The sequence below is a fragment of the Promicromonospora sp. NPDC023805 genome (assembly GCF_040639635.1).
In the GTDB taxonomy this organism is placed as follows: domain Bacteria; phylum Actinomycetota; class Actinomycetes; order Actinomycetales; family Cellulomonadaceae; genus Promicromonospora.
Map to the genome: position 1 here is coordinate 95010 of NZ_JBFAAH010000010.1, position 18668 is coordinate 113677.

The 18668-nt window shown below is 71.4% G+C and carries 18 protein-coding genes, 1 pseudogene and 1 riboswitch; of the genes and pseudogenes, 12 read left to right on the forward strand and 7 right to left on the reverse strand.

Features of this window, described 5'->3' with window-relative positions; translation table 11 throughout:
- Positions 1 to 169: 169 nt before the first annotated feature.
- Positions 170 to 826 carry an anhydro-N-acetylmuramic acid kinase gene (locus AB0F70_RS12260; protein WP_357448202.1) on the reverse strand — a complete coding sequence of 219 codons (657 nt, stop codon included), beginning with the start codon at positions 824 to 826 and terminating at the stop codon, positions 170 to 172.
- A 59-nt stretch (positions 827 to 885) separates the two neighbouring features.
- Positions 886 to 1068, reverse strand: a pseudogene (locus AB0F70_RS12265) (hypothetical protein); the annotation flags it as partial.
- Positions 1069 to 1140: 72 nt separating this feature from the next.
- On the opposite strand from AB0F70_RS12265, the gene AB0F70_RS12270 reads away from it, so the two are divergent.
- Positions 1141 to 1989, forward strand: a complete 849-nt coding sequence (locus AB0F70_RS12270; protein WP_357448204.1) for a class I SAM-dependent methyltransferase — start codon at positions 1141 to 1143, stop codon at positions 1987 to 1989.
- On the opposite strand, the gene AB0F70_RS12275 is transcribed toward AB0F70_RS12270, so the two are convergent.
- Positions 1967 to 2800, reverse strand: coding sequence for an alpha/beta hydrolase (locus tag AB0F70_RS12275; protein ID WP_357448206.1), 834 nt, complete (start codon positions 2798 to 2800; stop codon positions 1967 to 1969). The two genes, AB0F70_RS12270 and AB0F70_RS12275, sit on opposite strands and share 23 nt — an antisense overlap.
- A 413-nt stretch (positions 2801 to 3213) precedes the next feature.
- Between AB0F70_RS12275 and AB0F70_RS12280 the strand changes: the two genes are divergently transcribed.
- From AB0F70_RS12280 to AB0F70_RS12295, 4 genes are all read left to right on the forward strand, one after another.
- Complete coding sequence (locus tag AB0F70_RS12280; RefSeq protein ID WP_357448363.1) at positions 3214 to 3705, forward strand: low molecular weight protein-tyrosine-phosphatase; 492 nt, start codon at positions 3214 to 3216, stop codon at positions 3703 to 3705.
- A gap of 62 nt (positions 3706 to 3767) precedes the next feature.
- The gene (locus tag AB0F70_RS12285) at positions 3768 to 4703 is read left to right on the forward strand and encodes an NAD(P)H-binding protein (protein WP_357448208.1); all 936 of its coding nucleotides are present in this window, start codon (positions 3768 to 3770) and stop codon (positions 4701 to 4703) included.
- On the forward strand, positions 4700 to 5905 hold the full coding sequence (locus AB0F70_RS12290; RefSeq protein ID WP_357448210.1) for an alpha/beta hydrolase: 1206 nt from the start codon (positions 4700 to 4702) through the stop codon (positions 5903 to 5905). The genes AB0F70_RS12285 and AB0F70_RS12290 overlap by 4 nt, the downstream gene beginning before the upstream one ends.
- Positions 5906 to 6020: 115 nt before the next feature.
- The gene (locus AB0F70_RS12295) at positions 6021 to 6314 is read left to right on the forward strand and encodes a hypothetical protein (protein ID WP_357448212.1); all 294 of its coding nucleotides are present in this window, start codon (positions 6021 to 6023) and stop codon (positions 6312 to 6314) included.
- 15 nt (positions 6315 to 6329) lie between these two features.
- On the opposite strand, the gene AB0F70_RS12300 is transcribed toward AB0F70_RS12295, so the two are convergent.
- Positions 6330 to 6959, reverse strand: coding sequence for a DUF1992 domain-containing protein (locus AB0F70_RS12300; protein WP_357448214.1), 630 nt, complete (start codon positions 6957 to 6959; stop codon positions 6330 to 6332).
- Between the two features lie 85 nt (positions 6960 to 7044).
- Here AB0F70_RS12300 and AB0F70_RS12305 point away from each other — a divergent pair, with 85 nt between their 5' ends.
- Entirely contained in the window at positions 7045 to 8214 is a 1170-nt protein-coding gene (locus AB0F70_RS12305; RefSeq protein WP_357448216.1) for an aminotransferase class I/II-fold pyridoxal phosphate-dependent enzyme, read from the forward strand.
- Positions 8215 to 8238: 24 nt separating this feature from the next.
- Here the strand turns inward: AB0F70_RS12305 and AB0F70_RS12310 are convergent, their stop codons facing one another.
- The gene (locus tag AB0F70_RS12310) at positions 8239 to 8703 is read right to left on the reverse strand and encodes a DUF6328 family protein (protein ID WP_357448218.1); all 465 of its coding nucleotides are present in this window, start codon (positions 8701 to 8703) and stop codon (positions 8239 to 8241) included.
- A gap of 153 nt (positions 8704 to 8856) precedes the next feature.
- Here AB0F70_RS12310 and AB0F70_RS12315 point away from each other — a divergent pair, with 153 nt between their 5' ends.
- The 4 genes from AB0F70_RS12315 to AB0F70_RS12330 all read left to right on the forward strand — a co-directional run bounded on the left by AB0F70_RS12315 (position 8857) and on the right by AB0F70_RS12330 (position 13264).
- Complete coding sequence (locus AB0F70_RS12315) at positions 8857 to 10419, forward strand: hypothetical protein (protein WP_357448221.1); 1563 nt, start codon at positions 8857 to 8859, stop codon at positions 10417 to 10419.
- Between the two features lie 158 nt (positions 10420 to 10577).
- The gene (locus AB0F70_RS12320; protein WP_357448223.1) at positions 10578 to 11555 is read left to right on the forward strand and encodes a PEP/pyruvate-binding domain-containing protein; all 978 of its coding nucleotides are present in this window, start codon (positions 10578 to 10580) and stop codon (positions 11553 to 11555) included.
- A gap of 159 nt (positions 11556 to 11714) precedes the next feature.
- Complete coding sequence (locus AB0F70_RS12325) at positions 11715 to 12347, forward strand: PAS and ANTAR domain-containing protein (RefSeq protein ID WP_357448225.1); 633 nt, start codon at positions 11715 to 11717, stop codon at positions 12345 to 12347.
- A 71-nt stretch (positions 12348 to 12418) separates the two neighbouring features.
- Entirely contained in the window at positions 12419 to 13264 is an 846-nt protein-coding gene (locus AB0F70_RS12330; protein ID WP_357448227.1) for an endonuclease/exonuclease/phosphatase family protein, read from the forward strand.
- 12 nt (positions 13265 to 13276) lie between these two features.
- On the opposite strand, the gene AB0F70_RS12335 is transcribed toward AB0F70_RS12330, so the two are convergent.
- Together AB0F70_RS12335 and AB0F70_RS12340 are read right to left on the reverse strand one after the other, a co-directional pair.
- Positions 13277 to 13687: a VOC family protein gene (locus tag AB0F70_RS12335; protein WP_357448229.1), complete on the reverse strand. Its 411-nt coding sequence runs from the start codon at positions 13685 to 13687 to the stop codon at positions 13277 to 13279.
- Between the two features lie 119 nt (positions 13688 to 13806).
- Positions 13807 to 14169, reverse strand: a complete 363-nt coding sequence (locus AB0F70_RS12340) for a hypothetical protein (protein ID WP_357448231.1) — start codon at positions 14167 to 14169, stop codon at positions 13807 to 13809.
- Between the two features lie 213 nt (positions 14170 to 14382).
- On the opposite strand from AB0F70_RS12340, the gene AB0F70_RS12345 reads away from it, so the two are divergent.
- A complete protein-coding gene (locus AB0F70_RS12345) occupies positions 14383 to 15288 on the forward strand; it encodes a LysR family transcriptional regulator (protein ID WP_116673055.1) in 906 nt (301 codons plus the stop codon).
- A 142-nt stretch (positions 15289 to 15430) separates the two neighbouring features.
- A riboswitch (glycine riboswitch) is annotated at positions 15431 to 15560 on the forward strand.
- Positions 15561 to 15776: 216 nt separating this feature from the next.
- Positions 15777 to 18653 carry an aminomethyl-transferring glycine dehydrogenase gene (gene gcvP / locus AB0F70_RS12350; RefSeq protein ID WP_357448234.1) on the forward strand — a complete coding sequence of 959 codons (2877 nt, stop codon included), beginning with the start codon at positions 15777 to 15779 and terminating at the stop codon, positions 18651 to 18653.
- The last annotated feature ends 15 nt before the right edge of the window (positions 18654 to 18668 follow it).

Below are 18668 nucleotides of genomic sequence, written 5' to 3' on the forward strand. Positions count from 1 at the left end.
GATACTGAGGTCGGCATCGAGTGCTCCAGCAGAAGTGGCGCATGCTCCATGCGCGGAACGACAAGTCGCGTGACTTTATCGGTGTCAAACTCGCGTTTCCGCCAGAAATCGGGCGCTCAGCCGTTTATCACCCTGCGATGAGCCGTCCTGTCCGGTGTTGCCTGCGGAATCAGGCCGAGTGGGAGATCTCCAGCTGCCTGGGCTGCCCGACGGCGGCTGCCCGGCCCGGCGGGTAGCGGCCGTCCGCGCCCGGGGTCACCGAACCCAGCACGCTCGGCCGCCGCGCACCCGTGGCGCCGGGCAGCACACCGGGCAGCCCGTGCCAGGTGTGCCAGCCCAGCACCGCGAACGCCAGCGCCTCCTTGGCCTGGCTCGGGACGCCCAGCTCGTCGGACGTGCGGACGGTGACACCGGGCAGCTCCGCCCGGAGCGCGGCCAGCAGAACCGGGTTGCGGGTGCCGCCGCCCGAGGCGACGACCTCGGTGGCGGTGTGCCGGACGGCGTCCGCCACGGTGCGAGCGGTGAGTGCGACGAGGGTGGCGAGCAGGTCCTCCGGCGTCGGCGGTGTGGGGCCGAGTCGAGCCAGCAGGTAGTCGAGGTGGAACAGCTCCTTGCCCGTCGACTTCGGTGCCGGGCGCGCGTAGTACGGCTCGTCGAGCAGGCGTGCGAGGAGATCGGGGATCACCTGCCCGCGGGCAGCGAGCGCGCCGTCGGCGTCGAAGGTGAGCCGGCCGTTCGTGACGTGGCGCGTCGCGGCGTCCAGCAGGGCGCAGGCCGGTCCGGTGTCGAAGGTGTGAGCCTCGAGTGGCTCGACCAGCGGGGGCACACCGTCTCCAGCGTGGTGCGGGCCGGGGGAAGCGCCGCCACGAGGTCGGCTCGGAGGGCCGGCGGGTAGGGCACCGAGAGGTGTCCGAGCGGCGTGAGCGTCAGCGTGTCGCCGGCGAGCCGGAGCTCGCACGCGGCGGCGTCCACCGCGTCGTGGGACGTGCCGCACATGAGCCCGGCCACGCGCAGAGCAGTAGATGTATCCCCAGGTGAAACCTGGTTTTCAGGCAACGGCTCCACCATCAGATCGACTCCTCCGGTCGGGTTTACGCCCGTGTTAGCCCCTTGGTCCCACTTTGCGTCACAATCTCCACCATGCTTGACGTCTCGATCGCCCCAGCTCCGGCGCCGGATGCGCCGTTCGAGGACCACATCGAATGGGCGCGCAACGCCCCTGCGACTCCTTCGACCCCCGCGGCGCTGTTTACCGACGGGCTTGCCGACACCCCCGTCGGCGACCGTCTCACGATCGACGCACCGAAGTGGGACTACCCGGCCCTCGCTCGCGAGGTCGTGCTCAGGTCGCGAGGTGCCGTGCTCGACATCGGCACCGGAAGTGGCGACTTCTTCGCAGGTCTCGGCCCGCTCCCGAGGGGTTCGGCCGCCACGGAGACCGGCCCCGCCTTCCTCACCGCGCGCCGCCGACTGGAACCGCTCGGCGTCGACGTCCGCCGGGCGGAGGCGTCCTGGAACGGCGACATGCTGCTGCCCTTCTTCGACGGTCAGTACAGCGTGGTGCTCAGCCGGTTCAGCACCATCGACCCCGACGAGGTGGGCCGCGTGCTGGAGCCCGGCGGTACGTTCCTCACCGAGCAGGTGGACACGCGCGACGGCATAGTCCTCAACCGGGCACTCGGCGTGCCGCTCGGCTGGGACCCGGACGCCGTCACCGTCGACGTGATCTCCGACGGGATGGTCGCCTCGGGTCTTGAGATCGTCGAGGCCACCGAGTACGCGGGCACGCGCACGTTCACCGACCTGTCCTCCGTGCTCTGGTACCTGCGGAGCGCGGCATGGCAGGTCCCGGATCTCGCGAGCCTCAGCCGGTCCGCCGTCGCGCGGCACGAGGCAGGGCTGCGTGCGCTGCACATGCACTTCGCGACGGGTAACGAGCTCGTCGACGAGGCCCCGCGCATCCTGGTCACGGCGCGCCGGCCGTTCTGAGCAGACTCGACATCGCCTCGGCCATCGCCTCCGGTGGCACGTCCGTCCCGTGCCCGGGCAGGGTCACCCGACGTGCCGCCGGCAGCGCCTCCGCCAGCGACTCCGCCGCGCGTTTGACGGACGCGGCGCTCGCGGCGCCGTCTGCCACCAGGACCGGCTGGATGATCTGGTGCCACCGGCCCATGAGGGCCCGGTGGCCCAGGGTGATGCCCGCGAGTATCCGGCCGTCGTAGGCGATGGTCGGAGCCATCGCCTCGAGGCCGGCCCATGAGGGTGACTCCCGCATGCGCGGCAGGAGTCCGCACGGCATCCCGACCACGTCGAGGAACAGCTCGACGGCGCTGCCGGGGTCGCCCACCTCGACGCAGATCTCGACCCCGGCGATCACCCGGGGATCGGTGGGCGGCTCGCCGCTCGCGATGTCGTACGTCGGCTCGTAGCAGAGCACGCCCGTGACGCCGGCCCCCAGGTCGGCCGCCGCGCGCAGCGCGAGGAACGCGCCGGTGGAGATACCGAGCAGTGCCGCCGGACCTGTGATTTCCAGCAGGGCGGCGATGTCGTCGATCTCCCGGTCCACGCTGTACGGGGGCGTGTCCCCGCTCCCGCCGCGCCCGCGGCGGTCGTAGCGCAGCGTCGTCGCCCGGTCGCCCAGTGCGGACGCCACGGCGAGCGTGGCGGGCAGGCGGTGGGCGAGCACACCGTCGACCACCACTATCGCGGGCGCCAGACCGGGGGTCGGTCCGGTCAGGTCGTACGCGATGCGGGTGCCGTCTGCCGACGTCGTGAAGGAGTCGACGGTGATGGTCGTCATGCAGGGCAGACGGATCGGCGCCCCAAAAGTCGTCGCTCCGGCAGATGCTCGAGGCTATCGATCTCGCGCCGGATTTCGCCGCGAGGAAAAAACCTGGGCGGCCGCCGCCCAGAGGCGTAAGTTCGTGGGCACATGAGAAAAGGAGGTGATCCGACGCAGTGATTTCACATCGGACCCATGAGGTGGTCGCGCGCTAGTCGCGTGACGCGCAAGCGTTTCGCGCCGACGCAGGTCGGGGGCTCAGCACGGGGCTTCCTGATCTGTTAGGCGCACGGGACAAGGTGGCGAGTTTCTCGCGACCACCGGAGCCCGCGGGTGCCGTGCCCTCGTCCAGCACGGCTGACGACAGTCGCCCCGCGGGCTTTCCCGCGCCTCCGGCCGGGGAGAATGATCGCGTGACTGCCTACCGCGTGATGACTGTCTGCACGGGAAACATCTGCCGGTCCCCGATGGCCGAGATCGTGCTCCGTGATCGTTTCGAGGCCGCGGGCCTCGGAGACTTCGTGGTCGTCGACTCCTCCGGCGTGAGCGACGAGGAGCACGGCAACCTGGTGGACCCGCGGGCCCGCGCGGTCCTGGCCGAGCACGGCTACCTCACTGGTGGCGGACACCACGCGCGCCAGGTGACCGCCGCCGACGTCGGCTCGCGGGACCTGGTGCTCGCCATGACCACCCGGCACGCGCGCGGCCTGCGGGACCTTGCCGAGCAGGGCGACCCCGTGATCCGGATGTACCGCTCGTTCGACCCGGCAGGCCACGGGCTCCCGGAGAACGAGCTCGACATCGCCGACCCCTGGTACGGCGGTCCGCACGACTTCGAGGTCTGCCTCGCCCAGATCGAGGCGGCCGCGGACGGCGTCGTCGACTTCGTCCGGGGGGAGCTCGGTGTGTCCTCCGGTGCGTGACCGGCGGACGTTTCACTCCACCACGCCCGGCCCGGTGACCGTCTGCCGATTACGGTGAGGGGATGACCTCCGCGTCGTCCGACCGGCTGGTGGTCCTCACCGGGGCCGACGGCCGCCTGGGTTCCAGGCTCGCCTTCCGCGTGGCAGCGGCGGGCGGTCGGCAGCGGCTGCTGGTCAGCGGCGAGGGTACGGCGCCCCACCTGCCCGACGGCGCCCCGTTGCCGGAGGCCGAGGTCGTCGCCGTGCCGCCCGACGTCGACTCCAGGGCGCTGACCAGCGCCTTCGCCGGTGCCTACGCGGTCTTCCTGGTGCCTGGCAAGGAGCGTCCGTGGCGGGTCGGCAAGCACCGCGCGGCGATCGACGCGGCGGTGCTCGCCGGGGTGCGGCACGTGGTCTACGTGTCTTCAGTGGGCGCGGGCCCGGACGCCATCTCGTCGGCGGCCCGTGACGACTGGCTCACCGAGGAGTACCTGCGCGGCACGGACCTCAGGTGGACGATGCTGCGGATCGCCATGTTCCACCGCACTCTTACCCTCGCGGTCTACGACGAGTCGTACGGATCGGCGCGGGACTCGGTGCTCCGGGCGCCGGCGGGAGACGGCCGGGTCGCCTCCGTGTCGCACGACGACGTGGCCGACGTCGCCACCGCGGTCCTCCTCGACGAGGACCGGAACCGCCACGCGGGCCGGATCTACCACGTGACAGGGCCGGAGGCGCTGCGCCTCGACGAGGTGGCCGCGGTGCTGTCGGGCGCCGCGCGCCGGGCGATCAGGTACGCGCCGCAGACCGTGGACCAGGCGCGTGCCCTGTTCTACCGGTCGACAGCCGGAGAGGTGGAGGACTGGATCTCGCAGTGCCAGGCGATCGAGGCGGGCGTCCTCGCGACGGTGAGCCCGGACGTCAGGCACCTGGCGGGGCGGGAGGCACGGTCGCTGGAGGCGTGGCTCGACGACTATCCGACGGAGTGGGGGCACCTGCGATTACCGTCGGTCAGATGACGAGCCTCTCCCTGGGTGTGGAAGACGGAACGACGCCCGAGCAGGCGTGGGAGCCGGACGTGCTGCCGGGCTTCGAACGCCTGACGCTGCCCCTGCAGCCCGACGAGGAGGAGTCCGAGGTCGTGGCGACGCTGGTGCGTCGCATCCGGCCGGCGGCGCCCGAGTCGCCGGGGGACCGACACGGGGACGAGCACCGCCGGGGCATCCGCCGGGTAGGCGCCGACAACCCACAGGTGGCGCGCCTCTGGGACGAGCTGTCCGAGCTGGGGCGGAGGCTGCACCTGGGCGGCGCGGGACGCGCACACCCCGATGCGCCCTCAGCGGCCGACGACGAGCAACAGGCCGTAGTGCCCGACGCCGGGGTGGACGTGCTGTACGTGCACGGCTGGCTCGACTACTTCTTCCAGACCCATCTCGCGGACTTCTGGGAGTCGCTCGGTGTCCGGTTCCATGCCCTTGACCTGCGGCGCTACGGGCGGAGCCTGCGCGAGGGCCAGACCCCCGGCTACGTGCGCAGCCTGACCACCTACGACGAGGACATCGAGGCCGCGCTCACGGCCATGGGGCACGGCAGGGCCGCGGAGCCCGAGCGCAAGCTGGTGCTCATGGGCCACTCCACCGGTGGCCTCACGGTCAGCCTGTGGACGGCGCACAACCAGGAGCGTGTGGCCGGGCTCGTGCTGAACTCGCCCTGGCTGGAGTTCCAGCCCCGCGAGGCGGTGCGCAAGATCATGGAGCCCGGCATCCGGGTGCAGTCCGCGCTCGTACCGCGCAGCCAGCTCGTCAACCTGGACCGCGGCCTGTACGCCCGTGCCATCTCCGCACGGTTCGACGGGGACTGGGACTACGACGTCGCCTGGCGCCCCGATGCCGGCTGGCGCGCCACCCCTGCCTGGCTCGCGGCGATCTTCCGCGGCCAGGACCAGGTGGCGCGCGGGCTCGGCATCGAGGTGCCGGTCCTGGTGCTGCTCAGCACGCGCAGCACCATCCCGACGCGGTGGAGCGAGGACATGAAGAGCACGGACTCGGTCCTGGACGTGGTCGGGATCGCCCGCCGGGTGCCCGACGTCGGCTCCCTCACCACCCTCGTCCGCATCGCCGGCGGTCTGCACGACGTGACCCTCTCGGCGGAGCCCGTACGTGAGCAGGTCTGGCGCGAGACGCGGCGCTGGTTCCGCGGCTACGTGACCAGGCGGGACTGACGCCGAGGCCGCCTGTTCGCTCGGTTCCGGCGGCATCTGGCGAGCCGGGAACCATGGTGAGACCCTGGAGAGCAGGTGCCCATATACCGCCGTCGGGCACGAGGGGCGATGCGCCATGACAACGCACCAGGAGACCCACCCCCGGGCTCGCCGGGGCGGGCCATATCTCGCTCGCAGCGAGACCGCCGTCGCGATCGCTGCGCTGATCCTCGGGATGCTCATCTCGCAGGGAGCCGCCGAGGGGGTGACGATCGTCGGCTGTCTCGCCATGGCAGCCGGAGCGCTGTTCGGCAGGTTCGGCGCCCGCTGGGGGCGCATGGCCGTGGCGGGAGGGCTGGGCTTCGTGGCCGGTTCCGTGCCCTACTGGCTCGTGACCGCCGTGGTCATCGTGGGCGCGTACGGCTTCTGACCGGTAGCGGGTCGGTCACCAGAACCTCCACCACGGGCGGCCCTCCGACGTCGTCGGATCGCGTCGCGGAGCCGGTGACGGACCGGACGCCGCCGTCCGCCGCGCCATGCGCCGGGCCTGCCACCGCGCGACCTCCTCCTCCACGTCCCTGGTGGGCGTGACGACGGGCGGCCCGCCCTGGAGCTGACGCCGGGCGTCGATGACGCGCGCGTTGAAGTCCGTCACGATCTCCCGGACCCGGGCTTCCATCGCCTCGAGGTCCAGCTTGGCGTCCAGCTCGGCGTCGTCCTTGCGCAGCTGGGCGGACGGCAGGACGCCCGTGATGTTCTCGCGCTCGATCAGGCCCTTGATCCACCAGTCGGGGTCGTGCGTCCCGGTCAGGCCGGGGATCGGCTTGCCCTGCAGAGGCAGGTTGTCGAACTCGCCGCGGCGCATCGCCTGGTCGACCACCGTGTCGACGTAGCGGGAGCGCTCCTCGACGGTCATGCTGCCGGGCGACTTCTTGGCTTCGTCGCGCTCGTCCGGGTCGGTGCTGCCGGGGGAGCCTGCCGGTTCCTCGGCACTCCCGGCCTCCCGGTCCACGCGGTACTGCGCGGCCCGACGGAGAGGGTCGTTGTCTGCGTCATCGCGCGAACCTGGCGCCATGGCAGCATGTTACAACTTTCACAAGCGGGCGGGAAGGGAAGCCTCGCTCCACCCGCCGAGCGGCTTGGTGGGCGATGATGGCCGCATGAAGGTCTCTCGCCGGTCTCACGTGCCCCCGTTCGCCGTCATGGAGGTGCTCGCCGCCGCGAACGCGCGGCGCGCCACCGGGGCGGACGTGCTCAACCTCTGCGCGGGGGAGCCGTCCACCGGCGCGTCCGACGTCGTGCGGGACCGGGCCATCGCCATCCTGAAGGACGGCACCCTCGGTTACACCGAGGCGATGGGCGTCCCGGCTCTGCGCGCGGAGATCGCCGGCCACTACAAGCGCTGGTACGACGTCGACCTCGACCCCGCGCGGATCGCCGTCACCACGGGCTCGAGCGGCGGGTTCGTGCTCGCTTTCCTCGCGTCGTTCGACGTCGGCGACCGGGTGGCCCTCGCCCGGCCCGGATACCCGGCCTACAAGAACATCCTCTCGGCCCTGGGATGCGAGGTCGTGGAGCTCGACTGCGGCCCCGAGACCCGCTACCAGCCCACGGTGTCGCAGCTCAACGAGGCCTACTACGGCGGGGGCCTCGACGGCGTCATGGTCGCCTCGCCCGCGAACCCGACGGGCACGATGATCACTCCGGCCGAGCTCGCTGCGATCGCCGAGTGGTGCGCCGACCACGACGTGCGGCTGATCAGCGACGAGATCTACCACGGCATCGCGTACTCGGACGAGGTGGCGCAGGCGACGGCGGCGACGTTCGTCGGCCAGGGCGCGATAGTCGTGAACTCGTTCTCGAAGTACTGGGCGATGACCGGCTGGCGGCTCGGCTGGCTGGTGCTGCCCGACGAGCTGGTCGGGCCGGTCGACGCGCTCGCCGGCAATGTCGCGCTCTCGCCGCCCGCGCTCGCGCAGCAGGCCGGTATCGCCGCGTTCACGCCCGAGGGGTACGCGGCTGCGGCGGAGAACGTGGCCCGGTACGCGGCGTCGCGCACCCTGCTCCTGGAGCGGCTGGGCGAGCTCGGCTGGCGACCCGTCGCACCGGCCGACGGCGCGTTCTACCTGTACGGCAACGTCGCCGAGTTCGGGCTCGACTCGGTCACCTACTGCGCGCGGCTCCTCGCCGAGGCCGACGTGGCGATCACGCCCGGCACCGACTTCGACGGCGTGCGGGGGCACGACTGGGTCCGGCTGTCGTTCGCGTCCTCCCTGGACACGGTGTCGCGAGCCGTCGACCGGATAGTGGCCTGGCACAAGACGCTCTGACCAGTCCCAGGCACCGCCGCGGCGTCACTGGCGCCGGCGCAGTACCTCCGGCAGGACCACCCACACGATCGCCAGCACCACGAGCACGCTCGCGCCGACGACGATGCCCTCGGTCCGCCCGACGACGACGTCGAACACCAGCAGGCTCGCGCCGGTCATCACGAGGGCGAGCACGGCGAGCGCTACCCGGGTGAGCCGGTCGGCCAGGGTGACGATGTGGCGCTTCATCTGCCGGCGGAACAGCGACCGGTGCACGCTCACCGGGGCCACGATGAGCGCCGTGGCGATCACCGAGGTCACGACCAGCGCCAGGTAGACCGTGCGCTGGTAGTCGTCGAGATCGGCGAACGCCGGCTGGAACGGCAGCGTGAGCAGAAACCCCGTCAGGATCTGCACGCCGGTCTGCATCACGCGCAGTTCCTGGAGCAGCTCGTTCCAGTTCCGATCAGCGCGTTCGTTCGGTGATTCCTTGCGTCCGTCGGCTTCCACGACCCCATTGTCGCAACTGTCGGGTACGTGGGAGCGGATGAAAAAATTTCACCCGCTCACATCACTGTCTCCCGTGGCCCACAAGTTTCACCCGGGAGAACATGCGGCTGGGGCGGGACGCGTCCGCGTCCCCGGGATGAGGGGCGTGGACTGATGAAAACCAAGATGCGTGTGCCGCTGAGCATGGCGCTCGGCGCGGCACTGATGATGACCGGCGTAGCGGCATCGAGCGGGGCCGTGACACCTGACGGTGCGGCTTCGCCCGGACCTTCCGCAGGGCAGACCCAGTCCATGACCATGCGGGTGGCTGACGTCGTCGTCACCGCCAAGATCTCCTTGCCGCCGGGTTCGGAGGTGCAGGGCTCGATCCTCGGGACCCTCAGCATCACGCACAACGGGACGTCCGCGGCGATGCGGTCGGGGCGCATGACGATGGTCGACCCGGACGGCCGGAGCCTCGTGGGCGCGCAGTTCGCCGCCACCAGCGCGGCGAATACCTGGACCTCGAGGGTGCCGCTGTCCGCGGACGCGAAGTCGGGCATCTATCAGGTCAGCGTGGCCGCGGAGATCGCGGTCACCACGTCCAACGGCGTGGTCAACGTGCCGATCCGCACCGAGAACCCGGCCCTGGTGCCGTTCCGGGCGCAGCGGAACATCCCAGCGATCTGGACGTCCCCGTCGAGCGCGCCCGCCGGCTCCACGATCTCGGTATCGGGCGCCGCGAACATGCGAAGCCTGGCAACCGGCGACTACCACCCGGCGACCGGTCAGGAAGTGAAGGTGTACTTCGACCCGACCGGCGACGCACCGGAAACCCTGCGCGCCACCCTCACCACCGACTCGCGGGGCTTCTTCACGACGCGCCAGAAGCCGGTCGGGTCCGGCAAGTGGCGGGCCGAGATGCCGATGACCGACGCGGGCGCGAAGACGGTGTGGACGATCACCTACTCGGAGCGGGAGCGCACCACGACGCTGCGCCAGGGTCAGGTCAGCGCTACCCAGAACGGCCACACCGCGGGTGACCACCTGATGACGCACGACGTCGTCGTCGGCCTGGCCCCCGTGCAGCGGCGGGTAGACGTCGGCAGCCTGGGCTTCACCGTCGGCGGCAAGTCGGGCTTCGTCAGCGCCGACAGCCGTCGTGGCGAGGGCAGCTTCCCCGACGGGTACCGCGTGGAGCGCGAGATGACGCACGCCGGTGTCGGCACGAGCGCCGTGAACCTTGTCTTCAACCCGACCATGCCTGCCGGCATCTACGACATCGGCATCCGGGACGCGATGAAGGCCTGTTCCGCACCGGACTGGGACGCGAACGACGCAGCCAGCGGCATCAGCAACTGCACGCACGACGTCCTGGTCCAGGACGACACAGTCACGACCATCGTGGTGAAGCGGGCCAGCACCACCACCATCGCGGCCTCGGACACGTCGTTCACCGGACCGAAGACCATCACGCTCAGCGGTGAGGTGCGCAAGGTGCAGCTCGTGAGCGGCGGCGGCGCTGCGGACAAGCCGGCGCCCAACACGTCGGTGGGTCTGTACTTCGACCCGGCTGGATCAGCGGGGGCGACCCTCCAGAAGACCGTCACCACCGGCGCGAACGGGACGTACTCGACGACGGCCCTGACGAGCACCTCTGGCACGTGGATCGCGAAGTACGCGGGCACCACCCTGCAGGCTTCGTCGCAGGCGACGGTGGCCATCACGGTCAACTAGCCAGCTCGTTGGCGGAAAGGTCCGCCTCTACCAAGCCATCCGGCATGCATTCTTGCGAGAGAGCATGCGAAGGGGCTTGGTAGAGGCGGACCTTTTGCTGTCAGCTACTCGGGGCCCGCGGTGTCAGCCTTGGGTGCCCCCGGACGAAGGAGAACCTCGTGCGCACTGATGTCCCGCAGCCGTTCGTGCTCGACCTGGCGGATCCCGCAGCCACCGACCTCGCGACGACCGGCGGCAAGGGCTCGTCCTTGGCGCGCCTGGCTGCGGCCGGCCTGCCGGTTCCCGAAGGCTTCCACGTCACCACCCGCGCCTACCGTGCCGCGGTGACAGGCGCCCCGCAGCGGGCGATCGTCGAGGCCGCGGCGCAGGTGGCCCCGGACCGGCCCGAGACTCACGAAGCCGCAGCAGCCCGTATCGCCGAGGTGTTCGCGGACCTGGAGATCCCGACGCAGGTGGCCGACGCCGTCCGGGCCGGCTACTCGAGCCTGCGCGTCCCGGACCCGAGCCGCCTCGGCGCGAGCGACCCGGCCGTCGCCGTGCGCTCCTCGGCGACCGCCGAGGACCTGCCGGGTATGTCGTTCGCGGGCCAGCAGGACTCGTACCTCAACATCAGCGGCGAGGAGGCGCTGCTGCGCGCGGTCCGAGACTGCTGGGCCTCCCTGTGGACGGCGCGCGCCATCGGCTACCGCGCCAGGCACGGCATCCCCGCCGACGAGGTGAGCCTCGCGGTAGTGGTGCAGCTGCTGGTCCTCGCCGACGCCGCGGGCATCCTGTTCACCGTCGACCCGATGACCGGCTCGCGCGACTGGGTGGTGATCAACTCGGCGTGGGGGCTGGGGGAGGCCGTCGTCGGCGGGCAGGTCAACCCGGACACCTTTCTGGTGGCCCGTGTGGGCGACGCCGTCCGGGCCACGGTGAGCACCAAGGAGGTGCGCACGGTGCGGACCGACGACGGGACCCGGAACGAGCCGGTTCCCGCCGAGCTGCGGCGTCGTCCGTCACTCACCGACGCGCAGGCCGCTCACCTCGCCGCGGTCGGTGCCCGCATCGAGGAGCTTTACGGGGCCCCGGTGGACGTCGAGTGGGCGGTGGACCACGGCCGGCCGTTCGTCCTGCAGGCGCGGCCCGTCACGTAGGACGCCGTCCCGGGCGACCAGAACGCGCTGGTCCGTGCGCTGGGGGGTCGCATATCCCGTACGCTCGGAGCACCGGTCCTGCGTATCCGTTCTGGAAGGAGCGTCGTGTCCTCCCCAACGACTCCCAGCGAGCCACCGCTCGATGAAACACTGGAGCAAGTGCTCGCAGGGGGCGCTCGCCCGCCTGTCGGCCGATACCGGCTGGAGCTGGCGACCGGCCAGTGGGCGTGGTCCGACGAGGTGTACGTGATGCACGGCTTCGAGCCGGGCCAGATCGTGCCGACGACGCCGCTCATGCTCTCCCACAAGCTCCCTGACGACCGGGCTCGGGTCGACGGCCTGCTGCGCCGGGCCGCGGAGACCGGGCAGCCGTTCAGCTCGGTGCACCGCATCCGCGACGCCCAGGGCAAGACCCGCACGCTGGCCGTCACGGGCCAGGGGCGGCGCGACCCCGCGACAGGCCGGGTGACCGAGCTGTTCGGCTACTTCATCGACGTCACCGAGTCGCACCGCGAGGCGGCGGCACGTGACGCGACGGCCTCCATCCAGGCCTCTGCCGAGCGTCGGGCGGTCATCGAGCAGGCCAAGGGCGTGCTCATGGTGATCTACGGCATCGACGAGGAGGCCGCGTTCGACCTGCTGCGGCAGGCCTCGAACCTGGCGAACGTCGCGGTGCGGGACATCGCCTACTCGCTGGTGGAGCTGTTCTCGGGGCCCGGCGTCACGGTGTTCCCGACCCGCGAGGCGATCGACGGGTTCCTGCAGAAGCCGGTCCTGCCGGAAGACCTCTGACGCACGTCGGCCGGGGTGTCATGACCGCGGTGCGGTAGCGGCAGCGAGCCGGTTGGGCCCAAGATCGGGACGTGCGTATAGCCACGTTCAACGTCCAGCACGGCCTCGGCCCCGACGGCCGCGTCGACAACCACCGACTGGCCGACGCGGTCGCGGCGCTCGACGCCGATGTCGTGGGCCTGCAGGAGGTCGACCTGCGGCAGGCTCGGTCCGGGGGCGCGGACCAGGCGCGGCTCTGCGCGGAGGCGATGGGTGCGGCCGACCACCGGTTCCGGGCGGCGTTGGCGGGACCGTTCCGCTACCCCGGCGTCCGGCGTCGTGCCCGCCGCGCGGAACGGCCCGACGTTCCCGGCTACGGCATCGCGCTGCTCTCCCGGTATCCCGTGCGGAGCTGGCACACGGTGCTCCTGCCGCCCGCCACCCCGTGGGTGTGGGGCCGGGTCCAGCTCGGCACCGACGAGCCCCGGGTGGCGCTCGTGGCCGAGGTCGACGCCCCGTCGGGGCCGCTCACCGTCGTGTGCACCCACCTCAGCGTCTACCGGTTCCCGACGGTGACCTGGGCGGGTGGGATCGCACGGCGTACGGCCGGATACCGCCGTGGCACGCCCGGGGAACGGCATGCGGAACGGCAGGTCGACCACCTCCGGCGTCGGCTCGCTGGGCTACCCCGGCCGCTGGTGCTGCTGGGGGACTTCAACCTTCGAGGGTCGGTGCCGGCCGACCGCACGGGCTGGCGCCCGCTCGCGACCGACGACACCTTCCCCCGGCACGATCCGCGGTTCCAGATCGACCACGTCTTGTGGGACGGCGGTGCGGACGCCGGCCCGCCCGAGGCCGTCGGCCGGGCGGTGGACACCGGGGTCTCGGATCACCGGGCGCTCCTGGTGGACCTGTCGTTCACACGGTCGGCCGGGTAGCGGTCCGTCCGGTTATCCCACGAAGATGCAGAACGTGTGGCCGTCCGGGTCGGCGAGCGCATAGAGCGGCTCTTCGGGGTCGTCCGACCGGTCGTAGCGCAGGGTCGCGCCGAGCTCGAGAGCGCGGTCGCGTGCCTCGGCGAGCGTGGCGACGTCGGGCACGCTGGTGTCCAGGTGCAGCTGCTGCGGTACACCGGGCTCCGGCCAGGTCGACCTGGGTAGCTCATCGACCTGCTGGAACGCGAGGGGCACGCCGCCGTCGTTCTGCAAGTTCAGCCAGTCGCGGCCCTTCGGGTCCGGCTCGCCGGCCGGCGGCGGCTCGTCGCCGGGGGCGTACGAGAGCCCGAAGAGCTGCCGGTAGAACTCTGCGAGGGCACGGGCGTCCGTGGTGTCGAGCACCACCTGTCGGATGCGCGGGTTCATCACGACAGCGCATCACAGGTCGGGTCACCCGCAACTCGGGGCTCGGCCGTGAACTACCTCCGCGAGGCCCGGCGCACGCAGCGCCGGACCTCGCGGAGGATCCCAGGAGGAGTGGACCGTCAGGCGGCTTCGGCGTACGCCCGGTGGCTGACGGCGGGCTGCGCCGCGGACTCCCGGTCGTCCTGCGCGATGTCCTCGACGATCGCGAGGGTCGGCGTGCCCTGCGCCTTCCGCCTCTTCGCGCGGAGCACGGTCGTCACCGCGTGCACGCCGATCAGGATGGCGGCGATGTTCGCGGCGGCGGACGGCCAGACGCCGTTCGACGCCGCGACCGTCAGCATGGTCACGCCGGCCAGCATGTTGGTGCCCTGGAACGCGAGAGAGTCGGCGTCCCAACGCCCGCGGCTGACCATGGCGTAGGCCACGAGGCCGGCAACTGCGCCAACCCAGCCGAGAGCGGTGGCAACCATCATGAGGGTCATGGCAATACTCCTGGTGCTTGAGATCTGGTGCTTGAGGTCCGAGAAAGAATCGAAACGATTCGATGAGGTGAGGAGTCCGTGCGCGGGAATCCTTCGGGGGGTGTGGCGTGGGGCCCGGGAGAGCTGGGCACGACCGCCGCCATGACCAAGCATGAGCCAGATTTGCCTTCAGCACAATCGAACGTTCGTGACTCCGGGATGTAGCATCGCTACATGCCGACGGACCCGCGAAGACTCGCTTTTCTCCTCGCCGTGCACCGTGCAGGCGGAGTGCTCGCGGCCGCTGATCTCTTGCATGTCACGCCCTCCGCCGTCTCGCAGCAGATCTCCCGGCTGGAGGCCGAAGAGGGTATCGACGTGCTGGACCGGGGGCCTCGTGGCGTAACTCTCACACCGGCCGGCCGTGTGCTCGCCGATGCCGCGGAGAGCATCGAGGCGGAGATGGTCCAGGCGCGCCAGGCCATCGCCGCCCTGGGCGGAGAGCTCACGGGCCGGGTGTCCGTGGGGTCCATCCAGACCGCCATCCGCACGGTCGTCGCGCCGATGCTCGTCTCGCTCGCCGAACGCCACCCGCACATCGAGGTGGACGTGCAGGAGTACGACCCTCCGGACGCGACCCGTCGCCTGCGTGCCGGCGACCTGGACGCGATAGTCCTGGAGCGCGACGTCGACGTCGACGCCCCTGCCCCGCGTGGCGCCCATGACGTCCCGCTGCTCGACGAACCGTGGCGCATAGTCGTGCCGACCAGCCTGCCCGCGCCGGAACGCATAGACGATCTCGCCGGGCTCATGTGGGTGGGCCCGCAGGCGGGATCGGCCGCGGACCGCGCGCTCGGTCGTCTCGCCGCCCAGCTCGGCACGGCCTTCGAGACCCGGCACGCCTACAACGACTTCGACACGGCGATCTCGCTCGTCGCCGCGGGCCAGGGCGTTGCCATGCTGCCCGCGCTGGCCCTGCAGCAGGAGATACCCGACAGCGTCGCCGTGGTGGCGCTCCCTGGTCTCGGCTCGCGGCGCATGGTGGTGCGGCACCGCCAGAACCGGCACGAGCCGGGACCCGCGGTAGGGGCGGTCGTGGACGAGATGGTCGCGGCGGCACGCGAGATCGACCTGGGATAGGTCCCGCGGGCCGGCTGCGCGGGGCGCCCCGGCCTCGTACGCCGATACCGGGGCGCGATCCGCGCCGCTAGGATGTCCGCATAACTGAAGATCTTCAACGGTCCCGGGCCTCGACGAGCTCGATCACCAGGACCGTGCCGCCAGAACCGTGACGGGAGAGTCCGGCCGGGCGTGCGCCTCCGCCGTCGGGCAGAGGTGCCTCCGGAGAACCGGCGCCGAAGGAGCAATTTCCTCCCCGGGAATCTCTCAGGCCCCCGTACCGCCACGGTGAGGCAACTCTGGAAAGCGAGCCGCTCCGCCGTCAGGCAGAGGGGCTCCACCGACGGTGCAAGCCGGCGCGTCCCGCCCTCCTCCCGGATTCCGGGCGGAGCACGACGGACCGGCAAAACTCTCAGGTAGACGCACGCCCCGGGTGGGCAGGGTGTCGGATGACAGAGCGGGGAGGGACCGCAGTCGTCCCCACGCCCTCGGACAGCCAGGAGCCCGCCGTGAGCACGCCTTACCACCCCGACGTCTTTGCCGACCGGCATCTCGGCCCTCGCGGCCGCGAGGTCAGCACCATGCTGGACCAGCTGGGCATCGACACCATGGACACGCTCGTCGACCGGGCCGTGCCCAAGGCGATCCGCAGCCAGGTGCCGCTGAACCTGCCGGCCGCCCGCACGGAGCCCGAGGTGCTCGCCCACCTGCGTGAGCTGGCCGGCAAGAACCAGGTGAAGACCCAGATGATCGGCCAGGGCTTCTACGGAACGCACACGCCCGCCGTCATCCGCCGCAACGTGCTCGAGTCGCCCGCCTGGTACACGGCCTACACGCCCTACCAGCCGGAGATCAGCCAGGGCCGGCTCGAGGCGCTCCTCAACTTCCAGACCGCCGTCGAGGACCTCACCGGGCTCGAGATCGCGAACGCCTCCCTGCTCGACGAGGCGAGCGCCGTCGCCGAGGCCGTCGCCCTGATGTGGCGCGCGTCGCGGGCCAAGGAGGGGTACGTGGTCCTCGACGCCGACCTGTTCGGGCAGTCGCTCGCGGTGGCCCGGGGTCGCGCCGAGGCGATAGGCCTCCCGGTAGTCGTGGCCGACCTCACCGATGGCCTGCGCGCCGGCCTTCCGGCCGAGCTTCCGCCGGGCGAGCTGGTCGGTCTCGTGGTCCAGCAGGCCGGTGCATCGGGCCGCGTGCTCGACGCGCGCGGCGTGATCGCCGAGGCCAAGGCCGCCGGTGCGCTCGTGACCGTCGCGACCGACATGCTCGCCCTCACGCTCCTGGTGAGCCCGGGTGAGCTCGGCGCCGACATCTCGGTCGGTTCGGCGCAGCGCTTCGGCGTCCCCCTCTTCTACGGCGGCCCGCACGCCGCCTACATGGCGGTCAAGAAGGGTCTGGAACGCCAGCTCCCCGGCCGTCTCGTCGGCGTCTCGATCGACGTCGACGGCGCCCCCGGCTACCGACTCGCCCTGGCCACCCGCGAGCAGCACATCCGTCGCGAGAAGGCCACGAGCAACATCTGCACGGCCCAGGCCCTGCTGGCCATCGTGGCCAGCATGTACGCGGTCTACCACGGCCCGGACGGCCTGAAGGCGATAGCGACCCGCGTCCACCAGCACGCGGCCAGCCTGGCGGGAGCGCTGCGGTCAGCGGGCGTGGAGATAGAGCACTACACCTTCTTCGACACGGTCCGCGCGGTCGTCCCCGGCAAGGCCCAGGAGCTCGCGCGCGCCGCAGCAGAGGCGGGCTACAACCTCTTCGTCCCGGACGAGGACCACCTCCAGATCAGCTTCGACGAGACGACGACCGCCCAGGACGTCGTCGCCGTCGCTCAGCTGCTGGGTGGAGTCCCGACAGGCTCGACCACCGGTGCAGACCTGCCCGCGGACGTGACCCGGACGACCAAGTTCCTCCAGCACCCGATCTTCCACACCCACCGCTCCGAGACGAGCATGCTCCGGTACCTGCGCAAGCTCTCCGACAAGGACCTCGCACTGGACCGCACGATGATCCCGCTGGGCTCCTGCACCATGAAGCTCAACGCCACCGCCGAGATGGAGGCCATCTCCTGGCCCGGCTTCGCGGACATCCACCCGTACGCGCCCGTCGACCAGACCCAGGGCTACACGGAGCTGGTCACCGCGCTGGAGCAGCAGCTCGCAGAGATCACGGGCTACGCGGCCGTCTCCCTCCAGCCCAACGCGGGCAGCCAGGGCGAGTTCGCGGGCCTGCTCGCGATCAAGGGCTACCACGCGTCGCGCGGCGAAGGGGGTCGCGACATCGTGCTGATCCCGGCGTCGGCCCACGGCACGAACGCTGCCTCGGCGGCGCTCGCGGGCCTGCGGGTCGTGGTGGTGTCGACGGCGGACGACGGCGAGATCCTGCTCGACGACCTGCGCGCCAAGCTGGACCAGCACGGCCCCCAGGTGGCGGGCATCATGATCACGTACCCGTCCACGCACGGCGTGTACGAGGAGCACGTGCGCGAGGTCTGCGACCTGGTGCACGACGCCGGCGGCCAGGTGTACATCGACGGCGCCAACCTCAACGCGCTGGTGGGGCTCGCCCGGCCGGGCGAGTTCGGCGGCGACGTCTCGCACCTGAACCTGCACAAGACGTTCTGCATCCCGCACGGCGGCGGCGGTCCGGGCGTGGGCCCGGTCGCGGTGGCGGAGCACCTGGTGCCGTTCCTTCCCGGCGACCCGACGCCGGGGGTCTCGACCAGTGCCAGCGGCGGTGTGGCGGGCATCCCCGTGGCCTCGACGCGGTACGGCTCCGCCGGCATCCTCCCGATCTCGTACGCCTACGTGGCGCTCATGGGGCCGGACGGGCTGACCGAGGCGACCAAGGCCGCCGTCCTCACCGCCAACTACGTGGCGAGCCGCCTGAACCCGTACTTCCCAGTGCTGTACACGGGCCCGAACGGCCTGGTCGCGCACGAGTGCATCCTCGACCTCCGCAAGATCACCGCCGAGACCGGCGTGACCGCGGAGGACGTCTCGAAGCGGCTCATGGACTACGGCTTCCACGCGCCCACCCTGGCGTTCCCGGTGCCCGGCACGCTGATGGTGGAGCCGACCGAGTCGGAGGACCTGGCGGAGCTGGACCGCTTCATCGCCGCGATGATCGCCATCCGCGGCGAGATCGACGCCGTCGCGGCGGGCCGGTGGAGCGCCGAGGACTCGCCGCTGCGCGGGGCGCCGCACACCGCGGCGTCGCTCATGACCGACGTGTGGGACAAGCAGTACTCGCGCGAGCTCGCGGCGTTCCCCGTGGCGAGCCTGCGGGCCGGGAAGTACTGGCCGCCGGTGCGCCGCATCGACGGTGCCAAGGGCGACCGCAACCTGGTCTGCTCGTGCCCGCCGGTCGAGGCGTACGCCGAGTGACCGACAACCAAGGAG

Excerpts from the sequence above, each read along its gene's own strand:
- AB0F70_RS12270 (WP_357448204.1), top strand. The coding sequence starts at position 1,141 with ATGCTTGACGTCTCGATCGCCCCAGCTCCGGCGCCGGATGCGCCGTTC.
- AB0F70_RS12275 (WP_357448206.1), bottom strand. The coding sequence starts at position 2,800 with ATGACGACCATCACCGTCGACTCCTTCACGACGTCGGCAGACGGCACC.
- AB0F70_RS12280 (WP_357448363.1), top strand. The coding sequence starts at position 3,214 with ATGACTGTCTGCACGGGAAACATCTGCCGGTCCCCGATGGCCGAGATC.
- AB0F70_RS12285 (WP_357448208.1), top strand. The coding sequence starts at position 3,768 with ATGACCTCCGCGTCGTCCGACCGGCTGGTGGTCCTCACCGGGGCCGAC.
- AB0F70_RS12290 (WP_357448210.1), top strand. The coding sequence starts at position 4,700 with ATGACGAGCCTCTCCCTGGGTGTGGAAGACGGAACGACGCCCGAGCAG.
- AB0F70_RS12295 (WP_357448212.1), top strand. The coding sequence starts at position 6,021 with ATGACAACGCACCAGGAGACCCACCCCCGGGCTCGCCGGGGCGGGCCA.
- AB0F70_RS12300 (WP_357448214.1), bottom strand. The coding sequence starts at position 6,959 with ATGGCGCCAGGTTCGCGCGATGACGCAGACAACGACCCTCTCCGTCGG.
- AB0F70_RS12305 (WP_357448216.1), top strand. The coding sequence starts at position 7,045 with ATGAAGGTCTCTCGCCGGTCTCACGTGCCCCCGTTCGCCGTCATGGAG.
- AB0F70_RS12315 (WP_357448221.1), top strand. The coding sequence starts at position 8,857 with ATGAAAACCAAGATGCGTGTGCCGCTGAGCATGGCGCTCGGCGCGGCA.
- AB0F70_RS12335 (WP_357448229.1), bottom strand. The coding sequence starts at position 13,687 with ATGAACCCGCGCATCCGACAGGTGGTGCTCGACACCACGGACGCCCGT.
- AB0F70_RS12340 (WP_357448231.1), bottom strand. The coding sequence starts at position 14,169 with ATGACCCTCATGATGGTTGCCACCGCTCTCGGCTGGGTTGGCGCAGTT.
- AB0F70_RS12345 (WP_116673055.1), top strand. The coding sequence starts at position 14,383 with ATGCCGACGGACCCGCGAAGACTCGCTTTTCTCCTCGCCGTGCACCGT.